Annotated in this window: 16 protein-coding genes; 5 read left to right on the top strand and 11 right to left on the bottom strand. The window is 63.8% G+C overall.

All coding sequences use genetic code 11. The features are described from left to right. Positions 1 to 9: 9 nt before the first annotated feature. Together HT051_RS13905 and HT051_RS13900 are read right to left on the bottom strand one after the other, a co-directional pair. A complete protein-coding gene (locus HT051_RS13905; protein ID WP_174542590.1) occupies positions 10 to 1698 on the bottom strand; it encodes an alpha/beta-hydrolase family protein in 1689 nt (562 codons plus the stop codon). 112 nt (positions 1699 to 1810) lie between these two features. Further along, a complete protein-coding gene (locus HT051_RS13900; protein WP_208454332.1) occupies positions 1811 to 3556 on the bottom strand; it encodes a sulfatase-like hydrolase/transferase in 1746 nt (581 codons plus the stop codon). Between the two features lie 463 nt (positions 3557 to 4019). Between HT051_RS13900 and HT051_RS13895 the strand changes: the two genes are divergently transcribed. After that, positions 4020 to 5861: an ABC-F family ATP-binding cassette domain-containing protein gene (locus HT051_RS13895; protein ID WP_174542588.1), complete on the top strand. Its 1842-nt coding sequence runs from the start codon at positions 4020 to 4022 to the stop codon at positions 5859 to 5861. Positions 5862 to 5957: 96 nt separating this feature from the next. Here HT051_RS13895 and HT051_RS13890 read toward each other — a convergent pair whose 3' ends face one another. From HT051_RS13890 to HT051_RS13875, 4 genes are all read right to left on the bottom strand, one after another. Further along, complete coding sequence (locus HT051_RS13890) at positions 5958 to 8498, bottom strand: sulfatase-like hydrolase/transferase (RefSeq protein WP_174542587.1); 2541 nt, start codon at positions 8496 to 8498, stop codon at positions 5958 to 5960. A 249-nt stretch (positions 8499 to 8747) separates the two neighbouring features. Next, positions 8748 to 9506, bottom strand: a complete 759-nt coding sequence (locus HT051_RS13885; RefSeq protein ID WP_174542586.1) for an alpha/beta fold hydrolase — start codon at positions 9504 to 9506, stop codon at positions 8748 to 8750. Between the two features lie 154 nt (positions 9507 to 9660). Beyond that, the gene (locus HT051_RS13880) at positions 9661 to 10038 is read right to left on the bottom strand and encodes an MliC family protein (protein WP_174542585.1); all 378 of its coding nucleotides are present in this window, start codon (positions 10036 to 10038) and stop codon (positions 9661 to 9663) included. A 128-nt stretch (positions 10039 to 10166) separates the two neighbouring features. Beyond that, on the bottom strand, positions 10167 to 11771 hold the full coding sequence (locus HT051_RS13875) for an arylsulfatase (RefSeq protein ID WP_246810261.1): 1605 nt from the start codon (positions 11769 to 11771) through the stop codon (positions 10167 to 10169). A 455-nt stretch (positions 11772 to 12226) separates the two neighbouring features. Here HT051_RS13875 and HT051_RS15060 point away from each other — a divergent pair, with 455 nt between their 5' ends. After that, the gene (locus HT051_RS15060) at positions 12227 to 13849 is read left to right on the top strand and encodes a DUF3300 domain-containing protein (RefSeq protein WP_246810103.1); all 1623 of its coding nucleotides are present in this window, start codon (positions 12227 to 12229) and stop codon (positions 13847 to 13849) included. A 32-nt stretch (positions 13850 to 13881) separates the two neighbouring features. Beyond that, positions 13882 to 14814 carry a DUF2950 domain-containing protein gene (locus HT051_RS13865; RefSeq protein WP_174542584.1) on the top strand — a complete coding sequence of 311 codons (933 nt, stop codon included), beginning with the start codon at positions 13882 to 13884 and terminating at the stop codon, positions 14812 to 14814. A 112-nt stretch (positions 14815 to 14926) separates the two neighbouring features. Here the strand turns inward: HT051_RS13865 and HT051_RS13860 are convergent, their stop codons facing one another. After that, positions 14927 to 16156, bottom strand: a complete 1230-nt coding sequence (locus tag HT051_RS13860; protein WP_174542583.1) for a glutaredoxin — start codon at positions 16154 to 16156, stop codon at positions 14927 to 14929. Between the two features lie 123 nt (positions 16157 to 16279). Between HT051_RS13860 and HT051_RS13855 the strand changes: the two genes are divergently transcribed. Further along, positions 16280 to 16885: a hypothetical protein gene (locus tag HT051_RS13855; protein ID WP_174542582.1), complete on the top strand. Its 606-nt coding sequence runs from the start codon at positions 16280 to 16282 to the stop codon at positions 16883 to 16885. Between the two features lie 14 nt (positions 16886 to 16899). Here the strand turns inward: HT051_RS13855 and HT051_RS13850 are convergent, their stop codons facing one another. From HT051_RS13850 to HT051_RS13835, 4 genes are read right to left on the bottom strand one after another with little or no spacing between them, the layout of a single operon-like run. Continuing rightward, the gene (locus HT051_RS13850) at positions 16900 to 18030 is read right to left on the bottom strand and encodes an ABC transporter permease (RefSeq protein WP_246810102.1); all 1131 of its coding nucleotides are present in this window, start codon (positions 18028 to 18030) and stop codon (positions 16900 to 16902) included. Continuing rightward, positions 18027 to 19199, bottom strand: a complete 1173-nt coding sequence (locus HT051_RS13845) for an ABC transporter permease (RefSeq protein ID WP_174542580.1) — start codon at positions 19197 to 19199, stop codon at positions 18027 to 18029. The genes HT051_RS13850 and HT051_RS13845 overlap by 4 nt, the downstream gene beginning before the upstream one ends. Positions 19200 to 19202: 3 nt before the next feature. Beyond that, positions 19203 to 20975 (bottom strand): ATP-binding cassette domain-containing protein, encoded by a 1773-nt coding sequence (locus HT051_RS13840; protein WP_174542579.1) that lies wholly within the window; start codon positions 20973 to 20975, stop codon positions 19203 to 19205. Beyond that, entirely contained in the window at positions 20972 to 22057 is a 1086-nt protein-coding gene (locus HT051_RS13835; RefSeq protein WP_174542578.1) for an efflux RND transporter periplasmic adaptor subunit, read from the bottom strand. Before HT051_RS13835 ends, HT051_RS13840 begins: the two co-directional genes overlap by 4 nt. 113 nt (positions 22058 to 22170) lie before the next feature. Here HT051_RS13835 and HT051_RS13830 point away from each other — a divergent pair, with 113 nt between their 5' ends. After that, positions 22171 to 22866, top strand: a complete 696-nt coding sequence (locus HT051_RS13830; protein ID WP_174542577.1) for a CerR family C-terminal domain-containing protein — start codon at positions 22171 to 22173, stop codon at positions 22864 to 22866. Positions 22867 to 22884 lie beyond the last annotated feature (18 nt).

Here is a 22884-nt window from a genome sequence, read left to right as displayed (position 1 = left end):
CCCACGACCTTACCAGGAGCTGCTGTTCTTCTCCGCGCGCTTCTGCAGCTCGGTCGCCAGCCGCGTCGCATCCTCCTCGGTCCAATCCTCCGGCGCGCTGACCGCTTTCCACGCCTCGATATAATCCGCCGCCGCATAGTCGTGCCCGTGGCCTGGCGGCACCTCGGCTGCGAAGATCATGTCGATCCCGACCTGTAGTGCGGTGACGATGGGGAACCATTGCAGCAGCGGCGAGACATCCGTGCCGCGCGGCGGGCTCATCCATTGCGGCTGCTGGTAGAGCATGCTCTCCTCGAAGAAGGCGATCGCATCGCTCGGATAGGCGATATAGACGATCCGCACCCGGCCCCAATCGGCGGCGGCCTCCTCGGCGCTGTCGCCATGGCCGATGACGCGGAAATTCGCCCCGTCCTCGAACACCGGGCGCCAGGCGGGCGAGCCGTCCTCCCGGTCGCGCTGGATGCCGCGCCAGATGCGGTTGCGGAAGGGCGGGCCCGTCCACACCGCGCCGTCGAAGGAATCGCCGAGCCAGGCATACATCGGCGGCGAGGATTCCGACCCGAGTGACCCCAGGCTAAGGCCGAACAGATAGAGCTTCGGCCGGCTGTCCTCGGGCAGATCCTGCCAATAGCGGTAGATCACGCGGAACACCTCGGCCGCCGAATCCTGCGAACGGCCGGGCTCCAGGATCAGCGAGAGCGGGCTCTGCAAATAGGAATACTGCACCGCCACCGTGGCCACGTCGCCGTCATGCATCACCTCCAGCGGCGCGATGCCGTTATTGTCGATCCAGCCGGTGCCGGTCGGCGTCGCGATCACCAGGATCGACCGGCCGAACGCGCCCATTTCGATCAGATCGGCGAGCGCCAGCCCGGCCTGCTCTTCCGGCGAATCCGCCGCTCGCAGGCCCGCATAGACCCGGATCGGCTCCAGTGCTGGGCGCCCGGTGAAGGCCTCGATCTCCTCTTTCCGCGGCCCCTCGGTGACGAAGCGCTTCCCGGCGCGGCCGAGATCCTGCCAGGCGATCTTCGAGCCGGGCCCGCCCGAGCGCGTCTTCTCGGTTGGGATAACGGCGCCCGGCGGGCTGGCGATATCGGTCAGCGCTTGCGCCTTGTCGATGGCGGTGATGGTGGCGCTGATCAGCGTGCCGTTCACCAAGGTCACCAGCAGCACCGCGAAGATCACCGCGCCGAGCAGCCCTGCGATCCGGCGCGGCACCCAGCGATAAACCAGCGCCGAGGCGGCGCTGAAGCCGGCGACCAAGCCGCGCAGCAAGAGCATCAAGAGCACCGCCACGAGCACCGCGATGACGATCATCTGCACTACGCTGGCGGGCTCGGCCGGCGGCATGTTCAGCAGCGCCCGGACATTGTCCTGCCAGGCGGTGGCGCGCGGGATATAGAGCGCGGCTGCGATCACGCAGGCCAGACCCAGCACGATATTCACGCCCCGCCGCCAGGGGGCCGGCACCTCCGGCAGCTCCAGATAGCGCCATAGCAGCACCGTGCCATGGCCGATGGCATAGCCGATGAAGAAGGCAAGCCCGCCAAGCAGCCCCTGGAACAGCGGCGGGCGCGGGATCAGCGACGGCGTGAAGGTCAGGACGAAGAACAGAAAACCGAGAAACAGCCCGGTGAAGGACGGAAGCCACCAAGGCGGCGTCTGCGATTTGGCCCGCGGGCGCTTTTTGTCGGTCATGGGCGAAATCTTGCCAGACCGCGCCGCCAAGGCAAGTGCGTTCAAAATGTCCGCAACGCACAATGTGGACCGCGCTACGCTCTCGGCAGCGCGGTCCTTGTTTGTCGTCCTCTTACGGGTTCGCCCGTCCGAGTCCCCGCTCTTCGAGCACCTTCTGCATCGCCTTTCGAGCTTCCGGCGCCAAGTTATAAACCGGGGGATTATTGCTGAGGAAGCCGATCTTGAACTGCGGCGGGTATTTCGCCAGCTCCGTCAAATAGAACGACGCGGCTCCCATCACCGGCACCATCATCGGGATGTGACGGATGCCGATGCTCACGTCCTCCTGCGGGTTCGTGTAGAGATTAAACATGATGGCCCCACCGGAATCGGTGAAGAGCGCCCCACTGAACCCGCCCCAGTCGCCTTTCTGGACGACGCCATTCTCGATCTCGCCCGTCCAGATATATTTGAACTCGTCCACGCGTATGCCGGCAAAATATTGGTTCAAGGTATAGGGGCGGCTACGCCGGTTCGACTGGCCGTCATCCGCGATCAGGAAAGAGGCCTGATCGACGCCATCGATATATCGGTCCTTGGGGAATTTGCCGGCGAGATCCGCGCCGGGGACACCCGCAAGATGGAGTACCGTCGGCAGGATGTCGGCAAAGTCGAACAAGCCATCCGACTTATGCGGTTCGATCACGCCCTTCCAATAGGCGAAGACCGACGACCGCACACCCCCTTCCCAGTGGGAGCCTTTGCAGCCGCGGAACGGCGTGCGGCCATGCGGTGGGACCTCACATTCAGGACCGTTATCGCCGCCGAGGAAGAGAACCAAGGTGTTCTCGAGTTCTCCAGTTTCCTCCAGCTTGTCTATGATTTTCCCGAAGATGTCGTCCATCTCCACCATGCAGTCGCTGAACACCGTGCGCGCCGCGGATTTACCGGCATACTCATCGTTCGGATAGTTGTCGAAATGGCAGCCGCGCGTGGCGTGGTAAAGCAAGAAGGGCTGATCGTCGCCCTTCCGCTTATCGAGGAAGTCGAGACTGACCTCTAGCCAGTGCTGATCGAGGTCTTTGATATAGTCGAGGTCGATCAGCTTGCCGCTCTCGCACTTCTCCTTGTCCGCCGGGGTACAATGCACCTCGTGATGGTCGAAGCTATCCTCCTCCATCATCTTGAAGCGAGCAGGCGATAACGCGACTTCCGGGTTGAAATAGACATCCCTCCATTCGGTGTACATGTCCGAGACGCCGAGGAAGCCGACATAGTCGTCATACCCAGTGTTCTGCGGCAGCGAGCCCTTGTTCTCGCCCATATGCCATTTGCCCACGCCTTGCGTGTAGTAGCCGAGCTCCTTGAGCAGCATCGGCATTGTGATGGCGCCGTCGAGACCGCCCTTCTCGCCATACATTGGTGGGCGCAGAATGCCGTGATGCAACGGGTTTTGCCCGGTGTGGATGGTCGCGCGGGTCGGGGAACAGGACGGTGTCGAGTAGGCTGAGGTCAGCGTCAGGCCTTCGCTCGCCAACCTGTCCATGTTCGGCGTCGCATTGCCGAACGTGACGCCGCCACCGGTAAAGCCGGGGTCCGAAAACCCGGTATCGTCCATCAGGAAAATGAAGACGTTCGGCTTCTTGCCGGTCTTCTTTGCCAATGCGGCAAGCTTCTCGTCGGCGGCCTTTTCCTGCTCCGGACGCTGGAGCGCCGGGTACATGTTGTCGGCGGGCTTAACATCCTTCAGATGGATGGTGTCCCAGGGGTGATCGTAACCCGGCGCCGATGTCGGGCCGGTCGTATCGCCGCGGGGGTTTTGCGCTGTGGCGGTGCCCGGCATCGCCGAGACCCCCAGCATGACCGCGCCGGCGATCAAGACGGCGTGCCATGGTTTCAACGCTGAACGTGTAGCAATCCTTTGCATTGCATCCTCCTTGCTGTTCCTTCATGCGCACATGCCTCTCTTGCTCCGGGAGCGGCGATGACGGCGGGCAAGCACCCACGCTGCGCGCCGCGCCATGCTGAGAGATCTTTGTTTGGTTGGGAGATGCCGTCGGTAAAATAGAGCTAAGCTTGCTATCCGGGGCGGACAGCAAGAACGCAACAGGCCGGCGGCTCGAAGTCTGGTGTCTCATTCTCTGGCTCCAAGAGCACTGATACGTGTGAGATCCAGATGCTTCGAAATTAACACTAAAGGTTGTGGGTAGCCATCCTTCGCACGTCGTCTGGGGGCGAACGGCGGGCCGATTGATGACGTTGCCTCGCCCGCAGCGCCCTGCGGCACCATTTCCCGTCATTCCCGCCTTGCCTTCGCACCGCACTTTGCTGCAAATCCGCCTATGGCTCCGCCACCGCTCCTTCTTCTGCAAGATATCGATCTGACCTATGGGCTGAAGCCGCTGCTCAGCGGGGCGACGCTCTCCGTCGGGCCGGGGGAGATGCTGTGCCTTGTCGGGCGGAACGGCTCGGGCAAATCCACGCTTCTCAAGATCGCCGCCGGGCTGATCGAGCCCGATGGCGGCACCCGCTTCCTGCAGCCTTCCACCACCCTGGAATATCTGCCCCAGGCGCCGGATCTTTCCGGCTTCTCCACCACCCGCGATTTCGTCGAGGCGGGCCTCCCCGCCAGCCACGATCCCCACGCGGCGACCATCTGGCTCGGCGAGTTCGGCCTTACCGGCGATGAAGACCCGGCCAAGCTTTCCGGCGGCGAGGCGCGCCGCGCCGCGCTCGCCCGGGTGCTGGCCGCCGAGCCGGATATCCTGCTGCTCGACGAGCCGACCAACCATCTCGATCTGCTCGCCATCGAGCGGCTGGAACGGGCGCTGAAAGCCTCCCGCTCGGCCATCGTGATGATCAGCCACGACCGGCGCTTTCTGGAGAACCTCTCCCGCGCCACCGTCTGGCTCGACCGCGGCGAGACCCGCCGCCTGGAGCAGGGCTTCTCCGGCTTCGAGGCCTGGCGCGATCAGGTGCTGGAGGAAGAGGAAAAGGGGCGCCACAAGCTCGATCGCAAGATCGTGCAGGAGGAGCATTGGCTGCGCTACGGCGTCAGCGCCCGCCGCAAGCGCAATCAGCGCCGGCTAGAGGATTTGCGCTCGCTTCGCCGCCAGCGCGATCAGCTCCGCCGCAACCGCTCCGCCGGTGGGGTGAAGCTGGAGGTGCAGGAGGCGGCCGAGACGGGCAAGCGCGTCATCGAGGCCCACCGCATCGCCAAATCCTACGGCGACCGGACCATCCTGAAAGAGTTCAGCATCAAGATCGTCCGCGGCGACCGGGTCGGCATTGTCGGGCCGAACGGCGCTGGCAAGACTACGCTGATCAACCTCCTGACCGGCGGGCTTCAGCCGGACGCCGGCACGGTGAAGCTCGGCACCAATCTGGAGATCGCCACCCTCGACCAGAAGCGCGAGAAGCTGGATCTCGACCGCAGCCTTGCCGCGACGCTGACCGGCGGCAAGGGCGATTCGGTGATCATCAACGGCCGCTCCCGCCATGTGGTCGGCTATATGAAGGATTTCCTGTTCAAACCGGAGCAGGCGCCGACCCCGATCAAGGCGCTCTCCGGCGGCGAGCTCGGCCGCGCCATGCTGGCCGTGGCCCTATCGCATCCGTCCAACCTCCTGGTGCTCGACGAGCCGACCAACGATCTCGATCTGGAGACCCTCGATCTCTTACAGGAGATGCTGGCGAGCTATCCCGGCACGGTGATCCTGGTCTCCCACGATCGCGACTTCCTCGACCGCACCGTCACATCGACGGTCGCCTATGAGGGGGAGGGGCAATGGATCGAATATGCCGGCGGCTATTCCGACATGGTGGCCCAGCGCGGCTACGGCATGGAGAAATCCACCGCCGGAGAGGGCGGCGAGGCGGAGCCGGCGCGCGCGAAGAAAGCCTCCAATGCGGCGGCCGAAGAGAAAGGGCAGCCCAAGCCGCAGAAGCGCCGCTTAAGCCCGAAAGAGCAGCACGCCCTGAAAACCCTGCCGCGGCAGATCGACAAGCTGCATAAGGAAGTCGCCAAGCTCGAACAGGCGCTGGCCGATCCGGAGTTCTATACCCGCGATGTCGAGGCCTTCACCGCCTCGACCAAGCGCCTCGCCGAAGCCCATGCCGAGCTGGAAAGGTGCGAGGAAGACTGGCTGCACCTGGAAATCCTGCGCGAAGAGATCGGGGCTTAGTCGCAGACCCCCGAAAACAAAACGGGCGCCCCGTCGGAGCGCCCGTCTTCGGTACATCGCCGATATTGCCGTCCATCGGCTGCATGCCAAGCGAGGCTAGTTCGCGTCGGCTGCGCTTTTTTGAGCGGCCTCGATCTTCTTGATGTCGGCTTCCGAAAGCGTCGGCTGATCCACGGAGATGGTCAGCTTGTCCAGCTTGCCGGTGAAGCCGAACGGCACGTGATAATCGGCATCGTCCACCGGGGTTCCGGTATCGGCGCCGATATCGAAGGTCTCGTCCCATTGCAGGGTCAAGGGCACGGTCTTGTCCATCTTCTGTGTGGCGACAATCTTGCCGTCCACCGACAAAGTGCCGGTGCCGCCCTTGCCGATTCCGCCCATATCGTTGAGGGCGAGAGTGCCCATGCCGAGCCCGTCATATTTGAAGTCGAAGCTGATCGTGTGTTTGCCCGGCGATAGCGGCTCGCTCCCTTCCCAGCGCACCCGCTTCAGGGCCAGCAGGTTCCACAGGAAGACCGGTTTGCTGTCTTTCAGATAGAAGCCGTAGCCGCCGAAGCGCCCGCCATTGGTATGGATCATCCCTTCGGCGCCGCCTTCCGGAACCTCCACCTCGGCGGTGATCGTGTAGGACGCATTCAAGGGGTTCGGCGCATCGCCATGGGGGATGCCCGTCACCGTCTCGCCGGAATAGACGAACTCGGTCTTGCCTGCGGTGGCGTTCGGGCGCGGCGCGACGAGGCGCGTTGCCACCGAGGCATCGAGCGGCAGAGCCTGGTTCTTTTGCAGCTCGGTCCACAGGCGTTGCTGCATATCCCGCAGCTTTTCCGGATATTGGTCCGCCACATTATGGTTCTGGGTCCAATCCTTGCTGACGTCGTAGAGCTCCCACTTATAGGCGTTGGCCGGGTCCTCGATGGTCTTGCCGACCAGAACCCACGGGGCGCGCTGCGGCACGGTGCTCAGCATCCAGCCATCGTGATAGAGGCCGCGCACGCCCATCATCTCGAAATACTGGGTGTGGTGGCGCGAGGGCGCGTCCGCATTCGCCTTGTCGAAGCTGTAGACGAGGCTCGTCCCGTCCATCGGCTTCTGAGCAACGCCGTCCACCATCACAGGCGCCGGAATGCCGGTGATCTCCAGCAGGGTCGGCACGATGTCGATGACGTGGCTGAACTGATTGCGGATGCCGCCCTTATCGGTGATGTGCTTCGGCCAGGAGATCGCCATGCCCTGGCGCGTGCCGCCGAAATAGGCGGGGATCTGCTTGGTCCATTTGAACGGTGTGTCGAACGCCCAGGTCCAGGCCACCGCCATATGCGGATAGGTCTCGTCGCTGCCCCAGGCGTCGTAGAACTTCATCTGGTCCTTGACCGGCAGCTCGATGCCGTTGAACTGCAGCACCTCGTTCGGCGTGCCGTTTGGGGACCCTTCCGCGCTCGAGCCGTTATCGCCGCTGATATAGATGATCAGCGTGTCGTCGAGCTTGCCCATATCCTCGACCGCCTGGATCACCCGGCCGATCTCATGATCGGTATAGGCGAGATAGGCGGCATAGACATTGGCCTGGCGGATATAGAGCTTCTTCTCCTCGTCGGAGAGCGTATCCCACTTACGTAAGAGCTTCTCCGGCCAGGAGGTCAGCTCCGCATCCTCGGGGATCACGCCGAGCTTCTTCTGATTGGCGAAGATCGTCTCGCGCAGCTGGTTCCACCCGCCGTCGAACAGATGCATGTCGGTGATCTTCTCGATCCATTCCGGCGTCGGATGGTGCGGCGCATGGGTGCCGCCCGGCACGTAATGCAGGAAGAACGGCATCGACGGGTCGATATCGTTGAGCTGCTTCAGCCAATGGATGGCGTCGTCCGCCATCGCCGTGGTCAGGTTCCAGGACGGATCGCCCACATAGGGGTAGATGGCGGTGGTGTTGCGGAACAGGTTCGGCTGCCACTGGCTCGTATCGCCGCCGACGAAACCGTAGAAATACTCAAACCCCATGCCGGTCGGCCATTGGTCGAACGGGCCGGCCTGGCTTGCCACCCAGTCGGGCGTATTGTGGTCCTTGCCGAACCACGAGGTGCGGTAGCCGTTATCGAGCAGGATCCGGCCAATGGTCGCGTTCTCCGGCCCGATCAGGCTGTTATAGCCGGGAAAGCCCGTCGATTGCTCGGTGATCACCCCGAAGCCGACCGCGTGGTGATTGCGCCCGGTGATCAGCGCTGCGCGGGTCGGCGAGCAGAGCGAGGTGGAGTGAAAATTGGTGTAGCGCAGCCCTGCATTGGCGATCCGGTCCAGCGCCGGTGTCGGGATCACCCCGCCGAAGGTCGAAGGCGCCGCGAAGCCGACATCGTCGGTCATGATCAAGAGGATGTTCGGCGCGCCCTTTGGCGGCACCACCCGCGCCGGCCAATAGGGCTTCGACTGGGTCGCATTGAGATTGATCTCGCCGTGGAACGCTTGCGGTGGGTTTGGCAGATAGCGCCCGTCGATGGTGGTGGTGGCCGCCGGGGAGCCCGGTACACCGGTCATCTCCTGCGCATTGGCCACGTCTTCCAGCGGAACCAGAGAACCGGCATAAAGACCGGCGGCGAGACCGAGCCCCGCCAGCCCACGATTAAACCAAACTCGCCTCATCAGCATTCCTGTTTCCTCCGAGCGGTCAGATGCACGATAAAACATAAGAAATACAAATAGCTGCAGAAGACCGGATCCTCTAGCTCGTGCCAAAACTAATATTATCAAACCCCCTAAGTCTTGCCATTTGATGCCAAGGCCTGGGACGAATTCAAGCGTGCCAAGAGCTTCGGCAAAGACCAAACAAAACGGGCGCCCCGTCGGAGCGCCCGTTTTCGCATCTCGCGTTATTGCGGCCGGCGGCCGCTCATCCCCTCACTTCTGATCGTTGAGGAAATTGATGACGGCATGGGCGATATGCTCCGGCTGCTCTGGCAGCATGGCATGGCCCATATTGGGGAAGGCGACCAGCCGCGCATCGGGACGGTTGCTGACGAAATCGAACGCGTTCTGGGGCGGCGCAATCTTGTCCTGCAGACCCTGAACCACGAGCGCCGGCGCCGTGCCGCCATTGAACAGCGGCTTGAAATTCGTGCGTTCGGCGGCTTTCGTCTGTAGCTCCGCCGTCTTCGTGTGCCAGCCGTCGAGGAAGGCGTCGGGGCTGTTGCCAGGCGCGAACATCGACCTCATCACCGCCTCGCGATGTTCCGCCGGCGACAGGTTCGGATCGTACATCTTCCGGAACTCCGCCCAGGTCGCCTTGCTCGGCTGGATCTCGCCGCCGGCGGCGAGCAGCATGAGCCCGATCACCCGGTCCGGCTGGAGCGACGATACGGTGCGCGAGACGCGGTTGCCGAAGTTCTGACCGAGCATGAAGACCTTGTCCTCGCCGAGCTGGTCGGCGACCATCCAGACGTCGTTGCCGAGGTCCTGCAGCTTCACATTCTCCATCGGACCGGTGCTCCCGCCGATGCCGCGCGGATTGATCAGAACCACGTGGTAGCCGGCCTCCGCCACGGAGTTGCCGAGGCTCTCGAAATCCTGTGCCGGCCGTCCGAGCGAGGGATGCATCAGCACGGTCTGGCCCTTGCCGCGTTCGAAGATCTCAAGATGCACGTCGCCCTTGTCGATCATCTTCCGCGACCATCCCTCGGGGGTCGCTGCGAGTACGCGCTCGCCCGCAAATGCGCTCAACAGCGCAATCGGGAGAGCAAGAAACAGTGCCGCGGCTGCCCGCCGGGTTACGCGATAAAAAGTCATGTAGTCTCCTTATGATTGATAGAGGGGCTTAGCCCGCATCCGTCTCGGCGATGCAGTTTTCGAAGGTCATGGTCTCGTCCGGCCCTTCGGTGACGAAGGCGGTGTCGCCCTTGTTCCAGAACACGAAGCTCTCGTCCTTGTTGGCGTAGCGCGCACCCGAGCCGGAGATCACCTGCGGCAGCGTCATGCTGCGCCCATCGCTCAAGGTCAGCGCGACGCTGTCCGGGTAGAACGTGGCGTCGATCGCTTTATCCGCATCGCATTTGAACACCGCTTCGGAGATTGGCTTTGCCGCATCCTCGGCAGAGGCGCTTCCCGGCAAGGCAACGCTTGCGAGCAGCGCCGCAAGGAGAAGCGATAAACGCCGCTTCGAGGTCTTGCGTCGAGTCCCGGTGATATCCTGCATATGGCTGGTCTCCTGATGCGAATGAGGGCGGCACTATGGGCCCGCCGGGGCGGAGGGACAATCCGGCTCTGAAAGCAAAACGGGCGCCCGAGAGGGGCGCCCGTCCAAAGGTCTCAGCGAGAGCCGTCCTACTGGCCGGCGTGGCTCGCCGTCGGCATGGTCTTCACCTGCTGGATCACCTGATCCAGGTTGTAGCTGGCCGGATCCTGCAGCGGCGGATAATCCTTGTAGGTCTCCAGCTCCTTCAGCCACATCGCCTGGCCGATCGGCAGGATGTTCCAGTCATACTGGTAGGCGGTGACCGGCCCGGCGAGCGCGCCGCCGACACCCATCAGCGTCTTGATCTGGGTGCCGATGGAGGTCTCGAACGGGTCGCGCTTGATGTTCACCACCTGGGTCCAGCTATACGGGATCACCCCGTTGACGAAGCCGCTCGGGTCGTCGGAGACCATGGCGAAATAGAGCTTCCAGTTCTTGTACCGAACCGCAGAGGGCTGCTTGCCGGAATAATAGAACAGGTAGTCGCGCGGCGACTCCTCCGCTTTGCCGAGCAGGTAGTCGGTCTGATTGACGCCGTCGAGCGTGGTCTTGACGATGCCGGGATATTTCCCCGCCTCGATCTCCTTCTTCAGCGTGTCGTCCTTGGGACCGCCCGCGACCTCCACCAGGCTCGGCACCCAATCCAGCGCCGAGACGATGCCGGTCTTGACCGTGCCGGGCGCGATATGGCCGGGCCAGCGGACCACCAGGGGCGCACGCATGCCGCCTTCCCAAGTGGTCAGCTTGCCGCCCTTGAACGGGGTGACGCCGCCATCGGGGAAGGTGATGGTCTCCGCACCGTTATCGGTGGTGAACACGATGATGGTGTTATCGAGCTCGCCCATATCCTCCAGCTTCTTGAGGACATAGCCGATATTGTCGTCCATCTGCTTCATGCCGGCTTCGTTGGCGCCCCAGTCCTTGCCGCCTTCAACGCCCATCATCGCTGCGTATTTGTCGGACAGCACCGTGGTCACGTGCATGCGGGCCGGGTTGTACCAGACGAAGAACGGCTTGCCGGTCTTCTCCGGATCGTTGCGGTCGATGAAGTCGATGACCTTGGCCGAGATTTCCTCGTCGACGGTCTTGGAGCGCTCCAGGGTGAGCGGACCTTCGTCCGAACAGGTCTGGTTCTTCTCGGTGCCGTCCGAGGAGGTGCAGGAGAGCATCGGCCGCGGCGGCGTCAGGCAGATCGTGGTCTCCGGATCCACCGCACCGGGCACTTCCTTCAGGCCGCGGATCGGCGTGTTCTTGCAAGGCGGCGCGATGGCCTGGTCCGTCGGCGTCTTGTTGATGTCGGGGAAGCTCACACCCTGCATCGCATCGAGATGGTAGAGATAGCCCCAGAATTCCTGGAAGCCGTGGGCCGTCGGCAGCGAGTCTGTGTGATCGCCGAGATGGTTCTTGCCGAACTCGCCGGTGTTGTAGCCGAGATCCAGCAGAAACTTGGCGAGCGCGGGCGTGCCGGGCTGCAGGTAGGACGGGCTGCCGGGGATCTCGGGCAAGAGCATGCCGGCCCGCAAGGGGTTCATGCCGGTGAAGAAGGCCGTGCGCCCCGCCGTGCAGCTCTGCTCGGCATAATAATCGGTGAACATCGCCCCTTCTTGGCCGATGCGGTCGATATTCGGCGTCTCGCCGACCATCAGGCCCCGGTGATAGATGCTCGGCTGCATGTAGCCGATATCGTCGCCCATGATGAACAGGATGTTCGGCTTCTTCTGCGCGCTTTCCTGGTCTGCTTCCTGCGCGGATGCAGGCGCTGAGTGCGCGGCGAAACCGAGAGCGAGCGCGGCGGCGAAGGCTGCAAGCCCCCGGCCTGTCCGTCCGCGCCCCTTCGTAAATACGGATGGCTTAGTCAAAGTCGTCACCTCTCCTCCCGGAAAAGCCAGGATGCGATCACCCTGGAACTTCAAGATCAAGACAGACCGCGGAATTCCCCCGGTCATGCTTAGCAATACCTTATTCGTCCGAACGAATGCCCGCAGGTGAGGGGGTCTGGCCAGGCGGCGTGGCTTAGGACGTTATTCGTTCGCGCCCGGCAACCATATCGTCGCGAGGCCGTTCCCCGTCTGCGCGTTTTGATGGACCGGCGTGGCCGGCAGGGCTAAGCTCGCCCCTGCCTGCCGAGGCGCCATGTTGCGGAGATGTTATGCGAGTCACACCGAGCGTTTTGGCGATGCTTCTGGCTTTCGGGTTGGCCGGTCCGGTCTTGGCCCAGCCGGTCTCCGCTCAACAGGTCCTGGCCCAGGATGCCACCTCGCAAGAGGCTGCACCCGAGGCAACTGCTCCCCAAGATACTGCTCCCGCAGATGCCGCGTCCGACGCCGCCGCGCCCCAACAAGACGCCGCGCCGCAAGAAGCCGCGCCGGATGAGTCGGCTTCCGGAGACCAATCCGCGCCGCTTCTCGACGAAGCGCAGCTCGAGCAGCTCGTCGCCCCGATCGCGCTCTATCCCGATCCGCTCCTCGCTCAAGTGCTGATCGCCGCTACTTATCCGCTGGAAGTGGTGCAGGCCGAGCGCTGGGTCGAAGCCCATAAGGATCTGAAGGGCGATGCGCTGACCGAGGCGGTCGATCAGCAGGATTGGGACAACAGCATCAAGGCGCTCGCCGCCGTGCCCGACGTGCTCTCGATGATGAACCAGAATCTCGATTGGACGTCGGATCTCGGCGATGCCGTGCTGGCCCAGCAGGACGACGTGATGGCGGCCGTGCAGAGCCTGCGCCTAAAGGCCCAGGAGAACGGCAAGCTGGAATCCAACGATCAGCAGACGGTGACGGTGCAGCAGGAGGTCAACCAGCAGCCCGTCGTGGTGATCCAGCCGACCCAGCCCCAGACCGTCTACGTGCCCTATTACGAGCCGCAGGTCGTCTATGGCGGTTGGGCTTATCCCGATTATCCGCCTTATTATTTTCCGCCGCGTCCCGGCTATGTGGTGGGAGGTGCCATTGCCACCGGTCTTGCCTGGAGCGCCGGCTTTGCCATCGGAAACGCCATCTGGGGCGATGGCTTCGACTGGCATCACGACGACATCCGGGTCAACGTGAACCGGAACGTCAACATCCACGACAACAACGTGAAGATCGGCAATTGGCAGCACAACAGCTACCATCGCCGCGGCGTGAACTACAACAATCAGCAGGTGAAGAACAAATACGCCAAGGCCAATACGTCCAATAAAAGGCCTGATTATCGCGGCCGTGGACCAGGTAAAGCGCCTGGCGGCAAAGGGCCTGGCAAAGGACCCGGCGGCGGACCCGATCTCGCCAATCGCCCGGGCGGCGGCGGTAAGCCGGGGCCTGGCGGTGCCAACCGTCCCGATATCGGCAATATCAAGCCGGGACCTGGCGGCGACAAGCGCCCCAGCGTCGGCGATCTTGAGGCGGAGCTGAAGCGGAAGCCGGGCGCCGGCAACGTCAAGCCGGGGCAAGGGGGCAAGCCCGCTATTGGCAAGGCGCCGGATATCAAGAAACCGAACGCGCCGAAACCCAATGTTCCGAAGCCGAAGATCGCCAAGCCCGACATTAAGAAGCCCAGCGCGCCGAAGCCTAATGTCGCCAAGCCGAATATCAAGAAGCCGAGCGCACCTAAGCCCCAAGCCAAGCCGCAAGTGAAACGGCCCTCGGGCAATGCGTTCAACAAGGGCGATGGCGCCAAGGCCAAGAGTTTCTCCAACCGCGGCAAGGCCAGCGTCGGCCATCGCAGCCCCAGCCATATGGCGCGTGCGCCGGCGAGGCGTCCGAGTGGCGGCGCCCATAGGCGCAGACGCTAGGGGATCGAGGTGATCGTTTGAGGAACACTGCAATGAGTCACGCTCTGGTAACGCGGCGATGGCTGCCGGCACTTTTTGCCGTTCTCGCCTTTTGGTGTGCTCCGGCCCTCGCCCAGGAGAAATTCGACAGCCCCGAAGCGGCGGCGGATGCGCTCGTCTCGGCCGCCAAGCAGGCGGATCGGAAAGCGGTTCTGGACATCCTCGGCCCCGACGGCCGCGACGTCGTCCAATCCGGCGACAAGGTTGCCGACCGCAATGCCCGCGATGCCTTCATCGCCGGCTATGAGAAGAAGCACAGCATGCACTATGAGGGGGACGACACCTCGATCCTCATAATCGGTGAGGATAGCTGGCCGTTCCCGATCCCGATCGTCAAGAAAGACGGCGAATGGGAGTTCGATTCCGCTGCCGGTCTCGATGAGATCCTGCTCCGCCGCATCGGCCGCAACGAGCTCTCCGCGATCCAGGCCTCGCTCGCCTATGTCGCCGCGCAGAACGACTATGCCGCCCTGGATATCGACGGCAAGGCGCCGCCGCCTTACGCGCAATTCCTGATGAGCGCGCCGGGCAAGAAGGACGGGCTCTATTGGGCGACCAAGGACGGCGAGACGCCGAGCCCGCTGGGCGCCCTGTTCGCCGACGCCTCGGCGGAAGGCTACGAATTCGGCGAAGAGCCGAAGCCCTATCACGGCTATTATTACTGCATCCTCACAAGCCAGGGTCCCGACGCCGAGGGCGGCGCCTACGACTATGTCGTCGACGGACGCATGATCGGCGGCTTTGCGCTTCTCGCCTACCCGGCAGCCTACGGCAATTCGGGCATCATGACCTTCATGGTCAATCACGACGGCGTGGTGTTCCAGAAGGATCTCGGCGAAGACACCGATGCGCTTGCCGACAAGATCGAAAGCTTCGATCCCGACACGAGCTGGACCAAGGTCGATCTCGACACCGCCCTGCAATGACGAAGGAGGCTGGCGGCATCCCCGAAGGGACGCCGCCAAGTGGGGCCGTTGCTTCTGGCCACCGGAAGTCTTGCCATTTGGCGCTATCGCGCCGTTCGCTCCGAAACATACATCAAGCGAAGGCAAGCAGCTCCGGCCGCAGGATCAAGAGCAGCCCAATCGCCGCCAGCACCACTCCGCCGATCAGATGCGAGTAGCGCGAATAGGTGGCGGCAAGGCCGCTCGCCTGCAGGGTCGCCATGGCGGCGATGAAGACGATGGCATCGTCCAGCATGAACACGAAGATGTAGAGCGCCAGATACGCGTAATAGGCCGGCGTGGAAAGATCGCTCAAGGAGAGCATCTGGGTATAGACCGCCGGAATTCCCGCCGAGCACAGAAACTCGATCATGTTCACCGCCACGGCCAGCACCACGATGCCGAGGATGGCCAGCAGGAAGGAGCGCTGGTTCACCGCATCGCGTAACCGGTCCATCACCCGCCGCCGCTCCTCCGGCGAGGTGACCGTGCAGGCGGCATCCGGATTGCGCACGAATTCAATCAGATTATAGCCGCCGGCGAGAAGCGCGAAGCCGCCCACCGCGATACGCACCCAGGCGAGCGTGCCCAGGAATAAGAAGAGATTCAGCCAGGCGGCGATGAAGAGGAAATAGACCACGCCGGAGGTGATCAGAAACACCGCTCCATACGTCCACATCCGCACCGGATCGTTCAGCCCCAGCAGCAGCCCGATCAGGAAGATCAGCACCCACATGGCGCACGGATTGAACCCGTCGATCGCCGCCAGGACGATGGTCAGCACTGGGAGCGACAGGCTCTTGGTCTCGACCTCGCCGAGCAACGGCACGCTGAGCCGGTTGGGCACGCCGGTCCGGTTGATGGTCACATCCGGCACCGGCGTCTCGCCTTCAGCCTCGCGCGTCGCCGCGGCAATGATCGGCGCCGCCGGATCGACGCAGGGGCTTTGAAGGCAGCGCTGCAGAACCTTCTCGATCTCCGCGCCGGTGCTGGCATCGGTGTCGTAGCCGAGGAAAACCTGCCCGCCGACCACGATCAGCGGCACCGAGGGCGGATCGATGCCGAAGCTCCGCGTGAGGTCGACGAATGCCCGTTCTGCGATCGGGTCTCCGTCCAGCTCGAAATCGTGCAGCTTGACGGCGGGCTTATCGGCCAGGAGCGGTGTCAGAAACGCCCGCGCCCTGGCGCAATGAGGGCAGGTCGGGCTGGTGAAGAAATAGAGATGAACCCGGGTCTGATCGAAGGCGGGCGCGGCGTCTTGCGCCTGTGCGCCAGAGGGCAGGGCCACAAGTACCAGCTCTAGCACCAGCAAAAAGCTCAGCAAGCCGCATCTCATGACAGAGAAGGATAGCGGATCGGCGGGCTCATTACATGAACGAGTAGACATTTCCGGATATACCCGCAAAGGTAGAAATATCCGGATGCGCTCGCAAAGGGGGAGTTGCGCATGTTCAAACCGACGCTGGTTGCCGCGGTCGATATCGGCTCGCCGAACAAAGGAAATCTAGCCTGGGCGATTGCACCGGACGAATCCTTCGACGCCGATTTCGAAGGTCTGGTCAAGCGGATCGCCGAGGCCTCGGCAAAAGGGCCTGTGTCTCTCGGCTTCGAAGCGCCGCTTTGGGTGCCGATGCGCGACGATCTCAATGAGACGCTCAAGCCCCGGCAGGGCGAAGAGGGACGGTCCTGGAGTGCCGGTCCAGGGGCTTCTACCTTGGCCGCAGCATTGGGCGTGGTCCCGAATCTTCTGACAACGCTGCGGGCCGCGATGCCCAGCGCAGTGGTGACGCTCGACTATCGCAATCCGCCGTCCGAGCCCGGCACAATCCTGATGTGGGAGGCCTTCGTCAGTGGTGAAGACAAGGGCGTCGATCACAAAGCCGACGCTTTGATCGCGGCGCAGGCCTTCGCGAAGAATTGCGGCGATCTCCCGGCCTGTCAGAAGCTCACGCCCGAGCCTTGCTTGAATCTGCTTGGCGCCATGCTGCTGCGCACCGGCTGGTCGGACGATCTCAGTCTCTTAGAAGCCGAGATGCTGGTGGTGCGAATCTGAGACGACGCCCCCCGTCACGTCAGCCGGTGGCGGAACATCCAGGCGGAGACCGGCAGGGTCACTGCGCCGATCAGGATCAGCGGCCAGATATCCGGCCACAGCTCGACCAGCCCCGCACCCTCCAGATAGACCCGGTGCGCGATCTCGATGGCATAGCGCAGGGGATTGAGCAGGGTCAGGTATTGCAGCACTTGCGGCATGTTGGCGATCGGCGTGGTCAGCCCTGACAGCAGGGTGAAGGGCATCAGCAGCACGAAGGAGAACAGCATCGCCTGCTGCATGGTGTTCACGAAGGAGGACACCATCAGCCCGATCCCCACCGACGCCATCAGGAAGAACACCAGCCCGATATAGAGGGTGACGAAGGAGCCGGCGAAGGGGATGCGGAACCAAAGCTGCGCCACCAGCAGGATCAGCGTCGCCTGAATGGTGCCCACCATCATCGATGGCACCGCCTTGCCGATCATGATCTCGTAGGGACGGAACGGCGTCACCAGCAGCTGATCGAAGGTGCCTTGCTCGCGCTCCCGCGCCACCGACATTGCCGTCAGCAAAAGGGTCTGCAGCAAGGTCAGCGTGCCGACCAGCGCCGGGATCATGTTCCAGCGCGTCTCCAGCGAGGGATTGTACCAGGCCCGCGTGGTCATGGTGATCGGCGGTCCGGTCTGGTTATGCGCCTGCTGCCATTCGGCACCGAAGCTCTGCGCCACCGCGCTGACATAGGACAACGCGACACCGGCAGTGTTGGAGTTCCGCCCATCGGCGATCACCTGCAGCTCGGCGGTGCGCCCGGCTTGCAGGTCGCGCTCGAACTCCTGGCCGATCTGCACCACCAGGATGGCATCCCGGTCGTCGATGGTGGTCTTGATGTCCGAGGCCCGGTCCAGCGTTGCCACCCGGTTGAACACGCCGGAGCCGTCCAGCCGGGAGATCAGCTCGCGGCTGGCCTGGCTGCGGTCCTGATCCAGCACCGCGTAGGGCACGTTGTTGAGATCGTAGGTCGCCGCATAGCCGAACATCAGCGTCTGGATCAGCGGCGGCAGAAACACGCTGATCCGGTTGCGCGGATCCTTCAGCAGCACCAGCAGCTCCTTGGCGATCAGCGCCAGCACGCGATAGACCGATGCAAGAACCATCCGCCTCATGGCAGCCTCTTGCGGATTGCGGCCTTGGCGCCGAGCATCAGGGCGATCGCCATCAGCGCCAGAACCGCGGCGTTGGGCCAGATCACGTTCCACACATCGCCGGCCAGAAACAGCGTCTGCAGCAGCGCCACGTAATAGCGGGCCGGCAGCACATAGGTGATCGCACGGATCGCCGCCGGCATGCTGTTGAGGTCGAACAGGAAGCCCGACAGCATCATCGCTGGCAGGAAGGAGAGAAGCAGCGCCATCTGGCTGGCGACGAGCTGGCTCTTGGTCACCGCGGAGATCACCAGCCCGATGCCGAGCGAGACCAGCAGATACAGCATCGAGACGATGACCAGCACCGGGATCGAGCCGCGCAAGGGCACGCCGAACAGCACCACCCCGCCGACCACGCAAAGCGCCAGCCCGATCATTCCCATCACGAAATAGGGGATGGTCTTGCCGAGCAAAATCTCGTCGGCATGCACAGGGGTGGCGAACAGCGCTTCGAACGTGCCGCGCTCCCATTCCCGCGCGATCACCAGCGCGGTGAGAAACGCACCGATCAGCGTCATCACCAGAACGATCAGCCCCGGCACCAGAAAATAGGTGCTGTCATTGGCGGCGTTGAACCACAGCCGGCTTTCGATATCGATCGGTGCGGCGCCCACGGGGTGCCCTTCGGCGGCCCGCCGGGCCATCCATTGCCCCACCGCGCCATTGGCATAGCCCTGCACGATGCGCGCGGTGTTGGCGTCGGTGCCGTGCACCACGACCTGCACCTCGCCGCGGCCGCGCGCCGTCTCGCGGCTGAAATCGGAGCGGATGCGCACGATGCCATCCACCTCGCGGGCCCGCATCAGCCGTTCCGCCATGGCCATGGAGCGCACCGGATAAGCGTCGAAATAGGGCGAGAGCGCAAAGCCGGAGGCCAGCCCGCGCGCATCCGGAGAGGCATCCTCCAGCACCACCGCGACGGGCACGTTCTTCACGTCCAGCGACAGCCCATAGCCGAACAGCAGCAGCAAGATCACCGGCAGCACCACGCCGATGGCGATGCTGCTCGGATCGCGCATCACCTGATAGCTCTCCTTGCGCACCAGGGCGATAATGCGCTGCAGCTTGCGCGGGCCGCTATCGGCCTCCGGCTCCAGGCGCTCTGGCTGTGCGACGTCGCGTTTGGCCATGGCTTATGCGGCCTCATCCGTCTGGGCGCGGGCTTTGCGCGCCTCTTCCACGATGGCGATGAAGGCATCCTCCATGCTGGGCTTGTGGCCCTTCGCCGTCTTGGCATAGCCGCGAAGCTCCGCCGGCGTGCCTTCGGCCAGAAGCCGCCCGGCATCCATGATCACCGCCCGGTCGCAATACTCCGCCTCTTCCATGAAATGGGTGGTGATGATCACCGTGACGCCTTGCTCGGCGAGCGCGTTGATGCGGCTCCAGAACTCCCGCCGCGCCATGGGATCGGCGCCGCTGGTGGCTTCGTCGAGAAACAGAATATCCGGCTCGTGCAGCAGCGCTGCCGCCATGGCGAGGCGCTGCTTATAGCCGCCGGGAAGCTGCTCGCTGGTAAGCTTGGCAAACTCGCGCAGCTCGAACTGCGTCATCGCCCAATCCAGGCGCTGCCGCTTGCGCCGTCCGAGGAGCCCATAGGCGCGGGCGAAGAAATCCAGATTCTCGGTGACGTTGAGGGCGCCGTAGAGTGAGAATTTCTGCGCCATATAGCCGACCCGCTCCCGTGCCGAGGCCCGCGCGGTATGAAGATCGGCCCCGGCGACGCATAACGTGCCGGAGCTCGCCGGCAGAAGCCCGCACAGCATGCGGAAGGTAGTGGTCTTGCCGGCGCCGTTGGGGCCCAGCAGCCCGAAGATCTCGCCGCGCTTGACGCTGAAACTGATGTGATCGACGGCGGTGAACGCGCCGAACTTGCGCACCAGATCGTGCACCTCCACCGCTGGCCCGCGCGCCTCGCCCGGTGCCTTGTCGAGGGTCATGTCGATCTTCGCCTCGCGTTCGCCGTGACCGTGCAGCAGCACCATGAAGCCGTCTTCGAAGCGCGGCGCGGTCCGCCGCACGGCTTTGCTCGGAAGCTTCAGCGCCTTGGCTTCGGCGCCGGGGGTGGACGCCTCGGCGGTGACCAGGCGCACCTCGCCGCCATGAGGCACAGCATCGGCGATAGTCCGGTTCTGCAGCAGCTGCGCTTGTAGATTGCGGGCGTTCTGCCCTTCCGGCGGGGTCACCAGGAAGCTGCGCTTTTCGGCTTTGGCGCTGATCTCCTCCGGCTTGCCTTGCGCCAGAGGCTTGCCGTCATACAGCACCACCGTGTGATCGCAGCGCTCCGCCTCGTCCAGATAGGAGGTGCTGAGCAGCACGGTGTGGCGCTCTTCATGCACCAGATGCAGGATGATGTCCCAAAGCTCGCGCCGCGATAGCGGATCGACGCCCACCGTCGGCTCGTCGAGCAACAGAAGCTCCGGCGTGCGCACCAGCGTGCAGGCGAGGCCGAGCTTCTGCTTCATGCCACCCGAGAGCCGCCCGGCCAGCCGGTCGCGGAATGGCCCCAGCGCCGTCATCTCCATCAGCTGGTTGTAGCGCCGGGCGCGCTCCGCACCGCTTACCCCGTGCAGATCGGCATAGAGATCGAAATTCTCCTGCACGGTGAGATCTTCATAGAGGCCGAAGCGCTGCGGCATGTAGCCGATGCGGTCCTGCACTTCCTGCGGATTTTTGGCGGCGTCGAACCCGGCGACCTGAAGCGAGCCCTCGTCGGGGGTGATCAGCCCGGTGGCGAGCCGAATCAGCGTGGTCTTACCGGCCGCATCCGGGCCGACCAGCGCGGTCAGCGTGCCTTGCCTAGCCTCGAAGGAGATATGGTCGAGCGCCAGCACCGGCTCGCCCGTCTCCCGCTTGAAGCTCTTCACCACATCGCGGACGATCAGGGGAGGGGGCGCTTCGCCGGTCATTGCGTTCCCGTAGGGCTCGCAGCGGCGGCGGCTTCGGATGGGGCGGGAGCATCGGAAGAGATCGCCGGCTCTTCGCCCGTATGTGGCTTCGGCGCATCGGCCCCTAGCGGCAGCAGCACCGTCGCCGGCATGCCGAGGCGGAGCTGATCGTCCGGGTCCTTCACGAACACCCGCACCTCATAGACCAGGCTGGTGCGCAGCTCTTCCGTCTGCACCGTCTTCGGCGTGAACTCGGCCACAGGCGAGATGAAACCGACCCAGCCTTCGAACTTCTTGTCTGGTAGCCCGTCCACTTGGACGAAAGCCGCCATGCCGGGATGCACCTTTGCCAGATCGGTTTCCGACACATAGGCGCGCACCCATTTCGGGTCGGTGAGGGCAAGCGAATAGACCGGGCTTTGCGGCGTCGCCATCTCGCCCGCCTCCATCAGCCGCGAGCGGATGATGCCGTTCGACGGCGCTTTGAGAACCGCATCGGCGAGCTGCTGCTTGAGGAGAGCGAGCTGCGCCTCGTCGCCGCGAAGCTGTGCCTCGGCCTCGGCCACCTCTTCCACCCGCGGCCCGGCAATGGCGAGATCGAGCGCCTTCTGCGCCACCTCCACCTTGGCGTCGGCCACCTCCATGGCGGCCAGCGCGGTGTCGGCGTCCTGCTGGCTGGCATAGGATTTGGCGACCAGCGTCTTCTTGCGCTCGTATTGCTTCTTGGCATTCACCGCATCTGCCTTGGCGGAGGCGAGATCGGCGCGGGCCTGGGCGATTTCCTCCGGCCGGCTGCCGTTATGCAGCCGCTCCACCACGGCACGTTGTGCTGCGACCGTGGCTTCGGCCTCCGCCACTTGCGGGGCGAGGCGGCCGGTATCTAGCTTGGCCAGCACCTGGCCCTTCTCGACGTGATCGCCTTCCTCGACCAGCACCTCGGCGATCCGCTGGCTGTTGTCGAAGGCGAGCGCCGCCTGGCGCAGATCCACATTGCCGTAAAGCGTCAGCTCGTCGGAGCTGCCGTTATGGCTGGAGTACCACCACGCCAGACCGGCGGCCGCGGCAATCACGGCAAGTCCGACAATGATTAAGCGACGCCGCATGAGACCGGCCCTTCCTTTGTCTCCAACGAGACTAGGCACTGCTTCGATCTGCGTCAAATTCAAATTTTAATTTTGAATTTGAGTTATATCGCGCCGGCAGCTATGCTGCATCTATGGAAACCCGCTTTCCCAATTTGCCGCCATTGGATGCCCGCGCCTATCGCGCTGCGCGGCAGGACCGGGGCGACGGCAAGGTTCAGGCCCTGCTCGAGGCGGCCGGCCAGGTCTTTGCCGAGAAAGGACCGGACCGCGCCACGGGCAAGGAAATCGCCGAGCGCGCCGGCATCAATCCAGCGGCGGTGAACTATTATTTCGGCGGGATCGAAAATCTCTACACCGCAGTGCTGGTGAAGGCGCATGACGAGCTTTTGAGCTACGAGACCCTATCGGGCGCGACGGCAGCCGAGACCACGCCGGAGGCCAAGCTGCGGGCGTTCTTCACCGTGATTGCGGACCGGGTCACCGGCCCCAACTCCACCTCCTGGAAGCTGAAGGTGCTGAGCCGGGAGTTCCTCGCCCCATCGCCCGCCATGCAGCTGCTCCAGAACGAATTTCCCCGCAAGGCGAGCATCATACGGGCGATCGTCTCCGACCTCATGGGCCTGCCCGAGGATCACCCCCTCGTGGCCCATGGCTGCGTCAGCGTGATCGCGCCGAACATCCTTTTGGTGATCGGCGACCGCCCCACTTTGAAGATCGCCTTTCCCTATCTCCGCCTCGAGCCGGAAGATGCGCCGGTCCTGGTCGACCGCATGACCCGCTATGCGCTGGCCGGTCTCAAGGCACTCGCCGAAGAGGCGAAGAGCTAGCGCAACGTAGCCGGCTTG

This window comes from Methyloligella sp. GL2 (assembly GCF_013341275.1).
Classification (GTDB): domain Bacteria; phylum Pseudomonadota; class Alphaproteobacteria; order Rhizobiales; family Methyloligellaceae; genus Methyloligella.
The sequence above is the reverse complement of the archived record's forward strand: the minus strand, read 5'-3'. Positions and strand labels throughout refer to the sequence as shown.

Excerpts from the sequence above, each read along its gene's own strand:
- HT051_RS13830 (WP_174542577.1), top strand. The coding sequence starts at position 22,171 with ATGGAAACCCGCTTTCCCAATTTGCCGCCATTGGATGCCCGCGCCTAT.
- HT051_RS13880 (WP_174542585.1), bottom strand. The coding sequence starts at position 10,038 with ATGCAGGATATCACCGGGACTCGACGCAAGACCTCGAAGCGGCGTTTA.
- HT051_RS13890 (WP_174542587.1), bottom strand. The coding sequence starts at position 8,498 with ATGCTGATGAGGCGAGTTTGGTTTAATCGTGGGCTGGCGGGGCTCGGT.
- HT051_RS13845 (WP_174542580.1), bottom strand. The coding sequence starts at position 19,199 with ATGGCCAAACGCGACGTCGCACAGCCAGAGCGCCTGGAGCCGGAGGCC.
- HT051_RS13840 (WP_174542579.1), bottom strand. The coding sequence starts at position 20,975 with ATGACCGGCGAAGCGCCCCCTCCCCTGATCGTCCGCGATGTGGTGAAG.
- HT051_RS15060 (WP_246810103.1), top strand. The coding sequence starts at position 12,227 with ATGCGAGTCACACCGAGCGTTTTGGCGATGCTTCTGGCTTTCGGGTTG.
- HT051_RS13875 (WP_246810261.1), bottom strand. The coding sequence starts at position 11,771 with ATGGGCGACGATATCGGCTACATGCAGCCGAGCATCTATCACCGGGGC.
- HT051_RS13850 (WP_246810102.1), bottom strand. The coding sequence starts at position 18,030 with ATGAGGCGGATGGTTCTTGCATCGGTCTATCGCGTGCTGGCGCTGATC.
- HT051_RS13835 (WP_174542578.1), bottom strand. The coding sequence starts at position 22,057 with ATGCGGCGTCGCTTAATCATTGTCGGACTTGCCGTGATTGCCGCGGCC.
- HT051_RS13895 (WP_174542588.1), top strand. The coding sequence starts at position 4,020 with ATGGCTCCGCCACCGCTCCTTCTTCTGCAAGATATCGATCTGACCTAT.
- HT051_RS13865 (WP_174542584.1), top strand. The coding sequence starts at position 13,882 with ATGAGTCACGCTCTGGTAACGCGGCGATGGCTGCCGGCACTTTTTGCC.
- HT051_RS13905 (WP_174542590.1), bottom strand. The coding sequence starts at position 1,698 with ATGACCGACAAAAAGCGCCCGCGGGCCAAATCGCAGACGCCGCCTTGG.
- HT051_RS13885 (WP_174542586.1), bottom strand. The coding sequence starts at position 9,506 with ATGATCGACAAGGGCGACGTGCATCTTGAGATCTTCGAACGCGGCAAG.
- HT051_RS13855 (WP_174542582.1), top strand. The coding sequence starts at position 16,280 with ATGTTCAAACCGACGCTGGTTGCCGCGGTCGATATCGGCTCGCCGAAC.